Genomic DNA, 13,420 nt, shown 5'->3' on the forward strand with positions numbered 1-13,420 from the left:
AAGAGGTGGTTTAGTCCTATCTGGGGGCCTTTCGGGCGCATTTCGGACTTTCGGTGTGCATTTCAGGGCGCATTTCGTGCGCAGTTCGTGAGGCGTCGGCGCCTTGCTCTATAGCTACCAGGCAAATAAAAATGCAAGTGCTGAAATGAATGTTGCAAAAAGGACTAGGCCTTTGTAGTTTCGTTCTTTTATACAACGGTAGCCGTACTTGAATGGGGCCAGATAATAGAATTGCAACTGCGTTTTGAACATAGAAACAAGGTCGTTTTTAGAGTCATCCCGAGGATTATTCTTTTGCTCACTGTCGTACATAAATCCCAAGACCCCTAAAAAGGGAATGCATATTAAAAAAACGAATGCAACAAAATAAGTGGAGTTGAAGTTTATTATGTCCGGATATTCAGCAATAAATGCGTCTCTCGTTATCACGGTAAGACATGTAATTCCTATTGTGAATAAAATAAGCGCTGCGACATAGCGCTTGGAATACAGTCGTGTCTTGAGCGGGAGTTTTTTTTCGTCGATCTCGACTGTCTCATCTTTTTCGTTAGAAGATTCTTTATGAGGCTTTGACGCTCCGCACCAGGGACAGCGGGGCTCAGAGAAATTGTAATGCTCACCACAGTTCGGACAGAACATTACAGGGAATCCTTATTTAGGTTGAGTCTTCTCACAGTTTTGAATATACATTTTTTTATTTTTCTACATTTGAGGCAATGGAAAACTGTTCCCTGAATGTCTTGATTCTGGCGGCGGGACTCGGGACGCGGCTCCGCCCGCTCACGAACGATGTGCCCAAGCCGCTCGTGCCCGTGGTGGACGCTTCGATTCTCGATTTGCAGGCCCGCAAGGCGCGTGCGATTGGCGATGTGCGCCTGCATGCGAATGCGCATTACCTGGCGGAACAGGTGGTCGCGGCGGGCGAGACTCTCGGATTTGAGAAAGTTTGGGTGGAACAGCCCGAAATTCTCGGGACGGCGGGGCCGCTGCATCGCATTTATGCTGCAGGTTACCGCGGTGGCCTGCTCGTGATGAACGGCGACGCCTACTGCAGTTTTGATTTGAAGGCTTTCGTGAGCAACGCGCAGACATTGGCCGCGCAGCCGGACGGCCCGCAGGTAGCGCTCCTTGCGGTGGACTTCCCGCAGGTGAACACCTTCCGGGTGGGCGCTGACGGTCGCTTGGCGGGCATTGCCGGGCGGTTCGGCGCTACGGAAGGCACCCCTGCGACGTTTTCCGGCGTATCGTGGTACAGCGACGCTGCCCTCTCGCGCATACGGGAAGGCGAGTTTGATATACGCGAATTCTGGAAGCAGGAAATTGCCGCAGGCCGCGCGCCCTTCGTGGACATGAGCCAGCTGAATGCCACCTGGATTGACATGGGGTCGCCCGAGGGCTTGATGCATGCGGTGGAGGCGCGCCTTGAGGAACTGGGCCGTAACCCGAACGAAGCCGTCGTCGTACCCGGCGTGGAACTGCCCGCGGGCGTGAAAATCAGGCACTCCGTGATTTATGCCGGCGCACAAATTGCCGAAGGCGAAACAATTGAGAACGAAATCCGCGGGAAAGGGTTTACCTGGAAGGTTTAGTTATGCGTAAATTTAGAGTTGTCCTAGTAGAACCGGAACATCCCCATAACGTGGGCTTTGTCGCGCGCGCCATGCACTGCTACGCCCTCGACGAACTTTATATCGTCTATCCGAAGCGTGACAAGGTGATTGAAAATTCCTATCACACGGCACCGAACAGCCACGAGGTCCTGGACAAGGCGACCATCGTGCACAAGTTCGAGGACGCTATCGGCGACTGTTCCTGCGCGGTCGCGTACAGCCGCCGCATTTTCGCAAGTTCCATCAAGCACACGATGGTGCAGAACCTTTCGGAATTGCTCCCCGAAGACGGTACGATTGCGCTCGTGTTCGGGCGCGAATCCTGTGGGCTTGCGCTCGAGGAAGTGAACGCCTGCACGTACCAGTGCGAAATTCCGGTGCCGGGGCTCATGAGCCTGAACCTGGGGCAGGCGGTTTCCATTGGCCTGTATGAACTCTGCCGCAGCGGTGCGCTTGCGAACGGGGAAGGCCGTGCAAAGCGCGGGACGAAGGGCGCGTGCGAGACGGCTCCCGCGACTATCCAGCAGATTGACGGATTCAAGAAGTTCCTCGACCGCTACCTGACGGGGCAGTACCACGACCAGGCGTGGCGCGACAACTTCCTCAATACGCTTGTGCAGCGCCTGCACCCCACGCGCAACGAACTTTCGGCTCTCTTCGGGCTGTTGCGTAACTTGGCGGGAAAGCCTGCGCGTCTCGAACGTGCTGCAGATAAAGCCGCTGCCGAAAAGGCTGCGGCGGGATCTGTCAAGTTTGCCGAAAAAATCGAAAAATAATGTTTATTCGATGTACTTCTTTATGAGTCTTGCCATCAGGTCGGCGAGAATTTCCACTTCGAAGTCACCAACGGAAGCTTCCATGTGATGGTTTCCGATGCCGCTGTCGTCCGTGAGGAACACGTAGGTGCCGCCAGTCGCGAGGTCAAAGAACCTCAGCATGAATTCTGTAGGCTTGTCTACGCCGCTTGCCGCCACGGGGATTAGCTTGATGCCATTCTTGGCGAAGAGCTTGATCGATTTCTGGAGGCTCTTGATAATCTTATCTTCGTGGTGGGCTGGAGCGTCGAGGATGAAGAAGGCGATGCGTGCGCGTGCCGATTCGTTCCAGGAAAGATTCTGCAGCGCAGTTTCGAGAGCGGAGTGTACCGCTTCGGGGGTGTCGCCGCCGCCACCTGCATTTTGCTTGCTTATGAATGCCTGCGTCTTGGAGAGATCGCTGGAGAAATTGTCGTAGCGCGTGAGGTAGTCGTCCCCTTCGTCACGGTAGACTACCGCCGCCGTACGCATGTCCACATTGTTTCCCGATTTGGCGTTCTCAATGATGTTGTCGAGGTCTGATTTGAGAAAGTCGATTTCGTCGCCCATGGAGCCCGTGGCGTCCACGATGAAGGCGATGTCGGCCTTGGCTTCGGCCTGCTTGGCTTCGCTTACGACAAAGTTGATGTTGAGCTCTTCGTCGCCCTTGGCCGTAATTGCGAGCGGTTCCGTGTAGTCGACTCCGTCAACGCTGAGCGAATATTCGGCGGTGGAATCGTTCGTGGCTCCGCCAAACAAGTTAATCCAGCAGTATGCAAAGCCTGCGTTATCGGTCTTGGCCGCAAATTCTACATCGCCATCCTTGAGAAGTTCGATGGAAACGTTCGCGATGCCGACGCTGTCTTCATCGATAACTTTTACTGCAACGAGTTTCTTCGGGTAAAATTCCCAGTATTCCGTATGTTTGTAGAACTCGTTCTCGTTGAGAAGGTCGGTCCAGAATTTCCAATTGTCAAGGTCGTTCCATTCGCCGGCCGTGAGCAGGCCCGAATAGGTTTGATTGCCTTGTTCGACTTCCGCACCGCCACCTTCGCCAATGGCCCCACCTTCGCCGGGGGCTTCGCCACTGAAGCCATCCTTGGCGATGGCATCCCCGGAGAATTCGGTTGCGCCGGCCATATCCCCACAGCAATCGTCCGAGTTGTCACTGCAGGACATGCAGAGCGATGCAAGTCCCGCCATTAATAAATACCCGAATCCTTTTTTCATGTCGATTCCTCCTATTTATACGGTTCCCGAGGGAAGTCTATGTTAATTTTATGTTTTTTATGAAACAAATTCAAGATATTTTTTTGGCAAAAACGAATGTTTTTATAAAAATTTGTGGTCAAGTCTTTTTTATGAAACGTATTGTTTCTTATGTCGATAATGCTTCTTTTTGAAAAAAAAAGATTGAACTTTTTTTATATTGTTGTATCGTGAAAATTCGCTTATCCACAGAGACTTTGAACCGGCTGAAGCGCTTCCGCAAGAACAAGCGGGCGTTCTGGTCGCTGGTGGTGCTTGTGGTGGCGTACTTCTTGTCGCTCACGAGCCCGTGGACAGTGAACGACGAGCCGCTCGTGTTGCGTTACGAGGGCAAGACGTATTTCCCGGCGTTCGTGCGGTACAGCGATGCGGATTTTGGCGGGGAATACCAGACGGAAGCCGATTACGGCAAGCTTTTCGAGGCGGCTCGCGAGTGCGAGGAAGATGCCGCCGAGGGCTTTACCCGCGCGGGCGGATGCCCCGAGGTTTGGGCGGTTATGCCGCCTATTGCGCATGACCCGCTGAAGGCGGACCTGAGCGAGGACGGAGCGCCCCCGTTTGCGCCGAGTGCAAGGCATTGGCTCGGCACAGATAGCAATGGTCGTGATGTTTTGGCGCGCCTGATTCACGGGTTCAGGATTTGCATTAGTTTTAGTTTGTTGTTGACTGTCCTCGGGACGTTCCTCGGGATTGTCATCGGCGGTATCCAGGGCTACCTCGGCAAGTTCTGGGATATCGGCATGCAGCGTATGATTGAAATCTGGTCGTCGCTCCCGATGCTCTACGTGGTGATTTTGATTGGAAGCATCTACGGGCGCAGTTTCTGGCTCTTGATTCTAATTATGGCGGCGTTCAACTGGATTTCGCTCAGCTACTACATGCGCGCGGAGTTCCTCAAGTTGCGTGGGATGACTTACGTGCAGTCCGCGAAGGTTCTGGGCATGGGGCACAGGCATATCTTTTTCAAGGAAATTCTGCCGAATGCGATGACGCCCGTGGTGACGCTGTTCCCGTTCACGCTCATTGGCGGTATCGGGAGCCTTACTTCGCTTGACTTTCTGGGATTCGGCCTGCAGCCGCCCACGCCCAGCTGGGGCGAACTCATGAGCCAGGGCCTCAACAACCTTTACGCACCGTGGATTTCGGTGAGCACGGTCGCCGCCCTCTTTGTGACGCTGCTCCTCACCACGTTTGTGGGCGAGGGCGTGCGGGATGCCATGGATCCAAAATCGGGAGATAGGTATGTCTAAAAAAGGATTGGTTCTCGAAGGTGGCGCGATGCGCGGCCTTTTTACCTGCGGCATTCTCGATACGTTCATGGAAGAGGGAATTGACTTTGATGGTGCTGTGGGAATTTCGGCAGGAGCCTGCTTCGGATGTAATCTCAAGTCAAGACAACCTGGCCGTGCCTTGCGCTATAATTTGCGTTTCGCTGGAGACAAGCGCTATTGCAGCTTCCGCTCGCTATTCCAGACGGGCGATATCTACAATGCGGACTTTTGCTATCACAAGATTCCTCAGGAACTGGACCCGTTCGATTTCGAAACCCTTAAGAAGAATCCGATGGAATTCTACATGGGGGCAACCGATATCGAGACTGGCAAGGCGGTTTTCCCGAAACTCATAGATGGAAGCGACAAGGATTTGGAATGGATGCGTGCTTCGGCCTCGATGCCGCTTGCCGCGAAAATCGTAGAAATTGACGACGGTAAGTACATGGATGGCGGAATTGCCGATTCTATTCCGCTCCAGTTCATGCAGTCTGTTGGCTATGACCGTAACATAGTCATTCTCACGCAGCCCCGGAATTACGTGAAGGGTCCGAACAAGCTGATGCCACTAATGCGATTTATCTATCGCAAGTATCCAAAGTTTATTGAAGCGATGGCTCATCGCCACGAGATGTATAATGCCGAGACACGATTTGTATTCGAACAGGAAAAGTTGGGGAATACGCTTGTCCTTTGTCCCGAAGCCCCACTTGGTATAAGCCGTATCGAAAAAAACCGTTCAGAACTCCAGCGTGTGTATGACATGGGTAAAAGGATTGCGTCGGAACGGATGAATGAAATCAAGAATTTCATTTCGAGGGATTGACATGGCTGAATCCTCAAGGAAGGTTGTTCTCTCGGTTGACGGTCTTTCCGTTGCGTTCGGTTTTGACAAGAAAGGAGCCCCGCGTGATGGGATTCCTCCGCTTCAGGTGACTGACAAGATATCGTTCGATATTCAGGAGGGCGAATTTTTTGCTTTGGTGGGCGAGTCGGGTTGCGGCAAAAGCGTGACCGCCATGAGCATCTTGAGGTTGCTTCCGCAGCCGAGCGCACGGATAGTAGAGGGGGCTGTCTTTTACAACGATGTCGGCGCCGATGCGACTCCTGTAGACCTTGCAAAAATTCCGCTGAATGAATTGCAAAAAGTTCGAGGTGCGGGCATTGCATGCATTTTTCAAGAACCGATGCAAGCGCTGAATCCTGTTCTGACCATCAAGAAGCAACTGCTAGAAGCGTTTTCTTTTGGAGCAAAATCGGAATCTCCTCTTGCCGAAATCAAGGAACAGCTTGCTGCAGCTGGTTTCAGCGATCCGGATCGTGTGCTGGAAGCCTATCCGCATGAGCTTTCGGGCGGCATGCTCCAACGCGTATGCATCGTGATGGCGCTGCTTCCGAAACCGAAGCTGATTATTGCCGATGAACCTACGACTGCGCTTGACGTGACGGTCCAGGCGCAGGTGCTTGCGGTTTTGAAAGACATGGCGAATCGCACGGGAACAGCGGTCCTGCTGATTACGCACAACATGGGAATCGTCTCGCAATATGCAGACCGTGTAGCCGTGATGTATGCTGGCCGCATTGTGGAGTGTGGGCCTGTTCGTGAAGTAATCGATAACCCGCTGCACCCGTATACGCAGGGGCTATTGTCTGCGATTCCTGAGAACCATAACGACATGTGCAATCTGCGCTCCATCCCGGGCTCCGTGCCGCATCCGCGCGATTTTGTGAAGGGCTGCCGTTTTGCAGACCGCTGTGAAAAATGTGCTGGATTGTCTGCCGAAATTCAGGAGAAATGCCAATCGCAGGAACAGCCTCCGCAAGTGGGCTCAGAACATTTTGCCTATTGTTATTCCTTGGAACATACCTAAAGGCGCAGTAAAAAATTCCTGCACTATTTGAGGTTGTATTTTTCCTTGATTGCAATACGGTCTTCTTCGGAGAGATTTTTCAGATAACTTCTCCAGCCGGGGCAGAAGTTGATGTGGAACCGCCAAAAACGCCCGATGAGGGACTTGGGGTTCTTGTCATACTGGGCTCGGATTTTACAATTTGCACAGGCCATAGTGTAGCTCCTTTTTTATAAACATAAAAAATCCCTGCAGAGAACTGCAGAGATAAAAAATCAAGACGAAGTTTATCGGAGGATGGATGCAAGGCGTCCGTGCCCCGTAGCGTATAATAATACGTGAGGGGCGCGGCAACGAAGCAGACGCCTCCGAGAAACGAGTCTTACTTCACCTTGAGGGCGCCGCGTTCCAACTTAATCGTGAAGTTGGTAACGTCGCACACTTCGCTCGGACCCCAGTACTGGATCGGACCCGGGTAGGTGTAGCTTTCTGTCTTGGCCCAGACTTCGCGGTTCTTGGCGAAGAACTTGAACGGAGCACCGTCGAGTTCCACGAGAGCCTTCTGGATCACCGGCTTGTCGGCACCGTGACGACGTTCGATGTTCATCATCATAGTGATAGGAATGCCACCGGCAGTCCACTTTTCGATACCCTTCGTGAGGTCACGCACAGAGCTCATGTAGCCGTTCATCTTGTTGAAGGCGAGCACAGAAGCGGTGAAGCCGAGGCTGTAGCAGTAGTCGGCGTCGAAGTTCGACGGTGCGGCGCAGCGTCCTTCGTAACCGAAGAAGTGGTTGAGAGCGCTGAACTTGCCCTTGAAGTTCTTGCGGCTCTTGAGTTCCTTCTTGACCATCTCGATGATGAGCTTTTCGGTTTCGATGAGGGAAACCTGCACGTTGCCGTGGCTGTCGCGGTCGAGCATCAGCTGGCCCTGAGTGGTAGAGGGGAGGCTCTTGAGGACTTCGGCAGAAGCCTTGGAAATCCACTTGCAGAGCAGTTCCACCTTGGCGGCGGTGTCGAGGCCTTCGACTTCCTTCTCGTGGTGGGCGAGGGCTTCAGAGAGTTCGGAAATGAGCACGCCGACATCCGGGATGAATTCGAGGAGGCCTTCTGGAATCAGGCAGACGCCGAAGTTCTTGCCGTCAGCAGCACGGGCAGCGACGATGTCGGCCACGTACTTGATGACCTGCTTGAGCTTCATCTTCTTGGCCTTGACTTCTTCAGAAATCAGGCAGATGTTCGGGTGGGTCTGGAGAGCGGCTTCGAGAGCAATGTGAGAAGCGCTGCGGCCCATGAGCTTGATGAAGTGCCAGTACTTCTGGGCGGAGTTGGCATCGCGCATGATGTTGCCGATGAGTTCGGAGTAGGTCTTCACGGCGGTGTCGAAACCGAAGGAGGTTTCGATGTATTCGTTCTTGAGGTCGCCGTCGATGGTCTTCGGGCAGCCGCAAACCACGCAGGTAGCGCCGTTGGCCTGGAAGTATTCACCGAGGACAGCAGCGTTGGTGTTGGAGTCGTCACCACCGATGATCACGATAGCGTCGAGCTTCTGGGCCTTGGCAACGGCCATGCACTTCTTGAACTGTTCTTCAGTTTCGAGCTTGGTACGGCCGGACTGGATGATGTCGAATCCGCCAGTGTTGCGGTAGGCGTCCATGATCTTTTCGTTGATCACGATGAACTTGCCGTTCTCGAGGCCGGAGGGGCCGCCGAGGAAGCCGAGGAGCTTGGAATTCTTGCTGATGCTCTTGATACCGTCGAAGATACCCGCAATCACGTTGTGTCCACCAGGAGCCTGGCCACCGGAAAGGACAACGCCCACGTTGAGAGCCTTGCCGGCCTGGGCCTTGGCGGCCTTCTTCATGCCGATGTACGGAGCGCCGTAGGTGTTCGGGAACAGGGCCTTGATCTTGGCCTGGTCACGGACGGACTGGGTGGGCTTGCCCTTCACGAGAGCAACTTTGAGAGCGCCGTCGCGGAGAGCGGCGGGGAGTTTCGGCTGGTAGGCCTTGCGAGCCTTGCCGAGGACGGACAGATTGTCAGCCATTGTTTCTTCCTTTTGAATTTTCGCACAGTTAGAAAACCGCGCGGTTTCGGGTTAAAAAATTTTGCGATTAAAATATAGAAAAAAAAGACAAGGGAGGGCTGTGCCCTCCCTAAAACCCTCCCGACACTCAATACTCCGTCCGATTCTCGGGCGGAGTATTTTCGTGAGCACCTGGCGGTGCGAGAATACGAGAATGTGCTGGTTACTTGAACTGTGCGGTAATGGGCTGGCCGTTCGGAGTGAACTTGCGCGGGTTTTCTGTCGAACCGTCGCTCCAGCCGGTAAACACGGAGCCGTTGCTCGGCACTGCCTGCAAGAGCAGTTCGTTACCCGCGTAGAACTTGCCCTGGTAATTGCTCTTCGGGAGTTTCATGCCGTCAACCGTCACGCTGCCGCTCCCGCTCACGTTGATGCTCACGTTAACTGCATTCTGCAGGCCAAAGTACTGCTCCATTTCCTGGCGTACGGTCTGGGTGCGGTTCTGGGCATACTGAATAAGGTCGCTACCGTCGGGAGACCAGCGGAAATTGCCCTGGTTGCGCGGCCATCTCTGCTGGTCACGCTGCTGCTCGCTCGCGGGAATTGCAGCCATCATCTCCTGCACCTTCTTCTGCACATTTTCGTAGGTCAGGTAGTTGTCGAGCAATATACATGCGTTGTTGATGAACAGGCGCTTGAAATCGTTGTTGTCGAGAAGCTTGTTGAGCATCTGCGCGGGGCCCTGCTTTGCGCCGCCGAAGCCCCATCCGCCGCCGATATCCCAGCCTCCCATGCCGGGGAACTGGCCCTGACCAGGCTGTTGCTGGCCGGGGTTCTGCTGGCCGCCCTGCTGGCTGTTGTCCCTCGTGGCAGAGCCCAGCGCCCACTGGAACATGTTCTGGCTCGCTACGTCAAACCCGCTGATACCCGGCGAGAAACCGAACCCGTGGTCGGTATCGAACGCGACAAACTTGAACGGATTGCCGTTGCCACCCCAGGCGCGGATGTTGTTTTCGGGCCAGTCGCCGTTGTGGAAGTAGAATTCGGCGAGCATGTACTGCGCGAAGCTGTTCATGTTGACCTTCTGCTTCATTTGTTCGTAATTCTGGTTGTTGTCGCCGGCAAAGTTGCCGTTGATAATCTGGTTCGCAATGTTCTTGTATTCGTCGGCGGAGGCCCCCTTGGTGCCGCTAGCCTCGGCGCTGTTGCCCTTGATGTTAATCATGTTGATGGACTTGCTGTCGATACCGTAGTTCGTCTCGACAAAGCTCCTGTTCAGGCGTTCGCGCAGGTCGTGAATTCCGAAGTATTCGCCGTTGTAGAACACCACCACCTGCAGGCTGCGCTGGTAATCCACGTCGGTGCCTTCCATGAGGCTCGTCAACATGGCGTCGCCGATGTAGTCCGTCCAGAAACGGTTGCCGTTGTTGCGCAGGTTGAAGCTCTTCATCTTCTTTGCTTCGGGGCGCGTCTTGAAGAACGAGTATTTGAGCACCTTGTCGCCCCATTCGTCGTTGTCCATCTTGATGGCGACGCTCTTCTTGGGCTTGTAGCGGCTCCAGTTACCGATAAGCGAAATGCCTGCATCGATTTCCCACGTCTTTTCGGTGGTGGAACTGCCCTTCTCGAAGTATTCTACGTGCACGGGAAGCGAATCTTCGCACCAGAAGTTCGCCTTGAAGCAGGGCTCGGAGCACTTGGAATTGTTGTTGTCGCTAAGGTTTACACCCATGCTCATCTGGTTGAAGTTCGGGTTGTTGCAACGGAGCTGGTTCATGGGGCCGGTCGCGTAAAGGCCGTCGGTCGAGTCGAACATGTCGTGGTGATTCACGGTGAGTGCTACCACCGGCATCGAGACGTTTTCGCCGATAAAGTATGTCTGAGTCGTGGTGTCGGCGGGCTGGCCGTTCACAAATTCGCTACAGCGCACTACCGTATTCTTGGTAATCGCCATCGCCGAGGTAATCGCCTGCGAACCCTGCGTGGGGAACGATCCGTCGAACGTGCACTTGATTTCGCCACCCTTCGTGGGGGTCGGCGGGTCGATGGTCAGGTTAGAGTAGAAACCCGCCTTGGGGAGGAACGTCGCTTTTGCCTTGTGGTTGTCGTCGTATTCCTTGAGGCCGACGGAAGAAGACATGGCGATTATCTGGGCCGACGAACTCGAAATACCGGGCTGGGTCGCGCTGGAAATGCCGGGCTGGGCGGTGCTTGATTGCGGATTGACAGGGCCCGTAGCAGAACTGAGCGGGTTTTGTTGTCCCTGGCCCTGGTTCGGGTCGCCCTGCTGGTTGAGCGGGTCTTCCGGATTTATCACGGGGATGGAGTCCTGGATGCCTCCGTTCGGGTCGATGGGATTTGCGTTTGTGGGCTCGTCTGAACATGCTGCGAAGAATGTGGCTGCGGTTACAAACGAGAGAAGAGCGAGTTTTCTTTGCATAATTGACCTTGACGCTAAGACGCCCTAAGTCCACACACCATCCCTTAAATTAAAAAGATTTCGCCAATTTTGACGATTGTTAACGGATTCTTTACAGTTTTTGAAAGGCAAAAAATGGGGTGTTTTGACGCAAATCACACTCATTTCCAAAATGGCGTAACATATCTTCCCGATAATCGAAAATGTTTATATCTTGGAGGGGCCCAAAACACGATGAAGAAAGATATATCCGAGCTGTTTACCAATTTCAGGCTCCGGAAGCGACTGCTCGCGCTTGCGGACGGTTTCATCGTCGTTATTGCGGGACTGCTCGCGAATTTCCCGATTCCCATATATGCATCGCGAATCGGACGCCCTGAGCTTTTCTCGTTCATGTCGACGTGCGTGGTATGCTGCCTTGCCGCCCTCCTCCTGGTAGGTGCATACAACAAGCTTTGGCGCTACTTCTCGCAAAAGGACTACCTGGGTTGCATTATCGGTGTCGTGCTCGGTTATTCCGTCGCTATTGGCCTCTACTATATTATTACCGGGGTCTCGTATCTGCGTTTCTCGGCACTTTCGTGCCTGCTTACCATTGTGGGCATCTGCCTGTTCCGTTTCATGTTTCGCGATGCCTTCTTGACGATTGCTGAAGTCGGCCGCAAGGATGCCGAACGCAAGCGCACCATGATTATCGGCGCGGGCGAGGCGGGGAAGCTCCTGATTACCGAAATCAACAGGCTCTCTACGGGTGCCGCGAGCAGTGTCGAATCGAAAATAGAGCCCGTGTGCCTTATTGACGATGACAGGAACAAGATAGGATCCACGGTCTGCGGCATACTTGTTGCGGGCGGATCGCGCGATATTGTGAAGGTCGCGAAAGCAGAGAAAGTGGAGCAGATTATTTTTGCGATTCCCAGTTGCCCCTCCAAGGACCGCCAGGCGATTCTCGCGATATGCAGCAAGACGGGGCTCCCGGTGAAGGTGCTGCCGTTTATCGGTAGCCTGCTCGATACTTCAAGCATTGGCGACGGCTCTACAAGCTTTGTGGAGCAGATTCGAGATATCAAGTTCGAAGACCTCCTGGGGCGCGACCCCGTTACCTTCGACAACAAGGATGTGCGCGGCTTTATCGAGGGCAAGGTCTGCATGGTTACGGGCGGAGGCGGCTCCATCGGGAGCGAACTCGTGCGCCAGATTGCGAAATACGACCCGAAGCGGATTGTGCTTGTGGATATCTACGAGAACAACGCCTACGAAATCCAGCAGGAACTCCTCATGGAATACGGGAGTGCGCTTGACCTGGTGACGCTTATTGCGAGCGTGCGCGACTACAACCGCATGAACCAGATTTTCAAGAAGTACACGCCCGATGTGGTGTTCCATGCGGCGGCCCACAAGCATGTACCCTTGATGGAAAATAGCCCGATGGAGGCGATTAAGAACAACGTTGCGGGGACTTTCAACGTGGCGTTCCTTTCGCTGTTCAACAAGGTCAAGAAGTTCGTGATGATCAGTACCGACAAGGCGGTAAACCCCACGAACGTGATGGGGGCGTCCAAGCGCTGCTGCGAGATGATCGTGCAGTATCTTGCCCAGCACAAGAGGAGCGGAACGGAATTTGTATGTACGCGGTTCGGAAATGTGCTCGGCAGCAACGGGAGCGTGATCCCGCTGTTCAAGCGCCAGATTGAGCAGGGAAGGCCCGTGACGGTAACGCATCCCGATATCATCCGCTACTTCATGACGATTCCCGAAGCAGTGAGCCTTGTGCTCGAGGCGGCCAGTATCGCGCACGGCGGCGAGATTTTCGTGCTCGACATGGGTGAACCCGTCAAGATTGTGACGCTTGCCGAGAACCTCATCCGCATGTACGGGAAGGTGCCTTACAAGGATGTCCCGATAAAGTTTGTTGGGCTCCGGCCTGGCGAAAAGATTAAGGAAGAACTCCTGATGGACGAGGAAGGCCTGCAAAAAACCGGCAACAAGCTCATCTTTATTGGAAAACAGCTTGAAATTGACAATGGCAAGTTTATTCCGCAGCTTCGCAAGCTCAGGGATGCGGCCTTTGCGAACGACGAGGCTGGAACCGTGCGTGCTTTGCACGAGATCGTGCCTACTTTTGTCACCCCGGAACAGTACAACGCGGCAGAAAAAGCTAAATTTGGTCAGTCTTTTTAA

Annotated in this window: 11 protein-coding genes; 6 read left to right on the top strand and 5 right to left on the bottom strand. The window is 54.0% G+C overall.

Annotation, left to right across the window (positions count from 1 at the left end; all coding sequences use genetic code 11):
- Positions 1-114: 114 nt before the first annotated feature.
- Positions 115-639: a hypothetical protein gene (locus tag B4B27_RS13650; protein WP_290727185.1), complete on the bottom strand. Its 525-nt coding sequence runs from the start codon at positions 637-639 to the stop codon at positions 115-117.
- A gap of 77 nt (positions 640-716) precedes the next feature.
- Here B4B27_RS13650 and B4B27_RS13655 point away from each other — a divergent pair, with 77 nt between their 5' ends.
- Positions 717-1,589 (top strand): sugar phosphate nucleotidyltransferase, encoded by an 873-nt coding sequence (locus B4B27_RS13655; RefSeq protein WP_290727186.1) that lies wholly within the window; start codon positions 717-719, stop codon positions 1,587-1,589.
- 2 nt (positions 1,590-1,591) lie between these two features.
- Complete coding sequence (locus B4B27_RS13660; protein ID WP_290727187.1) at positions 1,592-2,386, top strand: RNA methyltransferase; 795 nt, start codon at positions 1,592-1,594, stop codon at positions 2,384-2,386.
- 3 nt (positions 2,387-2,389) lie between these two features.
- Here B4B27_RS13660 and B4B27_RS13665 read toward each other — a convergent pair whose 3' ends face one another.
- Positions 2,390-3,634, bottom strand: a complete 1,245-nt coding sequence (locus tag B4B27_RS13665; protein ID WP_290727188.1) for a vWA domain-containing protein — start codon at positions 3,632-3,634, stop codon at positions 2,390-2,392.
- 209 nt (positions 3,635-3,843) lie between these two features.
- On the opposite strand from B4B27_RS13665, the gene B4B27_RS13670 reads away from it, so the two are divergent.
- Genes B4B27_RS13670 through B4B27_RS13680 form a run of 3 tightly spaced genes read left to right on the top strand, consistent with a single transcriptional unit; the run spans position 3,844 to position 6,815 of the window.
- Positions 3,844-4,923: an ABC transporter permease gene (locus B4B27_RS13670; RefSeq protein ID WP_290727189.1), complete on the top strand. Its 1,080-nt coding sequence runs from the start codon at positions 3,844-3,846 to the stop codon at positions 4,921-4,923.
- The gene (locus B4B27_RS13675; RefSeq protein ID WP_290727190.1) at positions 4,916-5,770 is read left to right on the top strand and encodes a patatin-like phospholipase family protein; all 855 of its coding nucleotides are present in this window, start codon (positions 4,916-4,918) and stop codon (positions 5,768-5,770) included. Before B4B27_RS13670 ends, B4B27_RS13675 begins: the two co-directional genes overlap by 8 nt.
- 1 nt (position 5,771) lies before the next feature.
- On the top strand, positions 5,772-6,815 hold the full coding sequence (locus B4B27_RS13680) for an ABC transporter ATP-binding protein (RefSeq protein ID WP_290727191.1): 1,044 nt from the start codon (positions 5,772-5,774) through the stop codon (positions 6,813-6,815).
- A gap of 23 nt (positions 6,816-6,838) precedes the next feature.
- Here B4B27_RS13680 and B4B27_RS13685 read toward each other — a convergent pair whose 3' ends face one another.
- From B4B27_RS13685 to B4B27_RS13695, 3 genes are all read right to left on the bottom strand, one after another.
- Complete coding sequence (locus tag B4B27_RS13685; RefSeq protein WP_173366685.1) at positions 6,839-7,009, bottom strand: hypothetical protein; 171 nt, start codon at positions 7,007-7,009, stop codon at positions 6,839-6,841.
- Between the two features lie 167 nt (positions 7,010-7,176).
- Entirely contained in the window at positions 7,177-8,841 is a 1,665-nt protein-coding gene (locus B4B27_RS13690; RefSeq protein ID WP_290727193.1) for a diphosphate--fructose-6-phosphate 1-phosphotransferase, read from the bottom strand.
- A 202-nt stretch (positions 8,842-9,043) separates the two neighbouring features.
- Positions 9,044-11,260, bottom strand: coding sequence for a CotH kinase family protein (locus B4B27_RS13695; RefSeq protein WP_290727195.1), 2,217 nt, complete (start codon positions 11,258-11,260; stop codon positions 9,044-9,046).
- 213 nt (positions 11,261-11,473) lie between these two features.
- Between B4B27_RS13695 and B4B27_RS13700 the strand changes: the two genes are divergently transcribed.
- A complete protein-coding gene (locus B4B27_RS13700) occupies positions 11,474-13,420 on the top strand; it encodes a polysaccharide biosynthesis protein (RefSeq protein WP_290727200.1) in 1,947 nt (648 codons plus the stop codon).

The organism is Fibrobacter sp. UBA2449, assembly GCF_002342555.1.
GTDB lineage: Bacteria > Fibrobacterota > Fibrobacteria > Fibrobacterales > Fibrobacteraceae > Fibrobacter.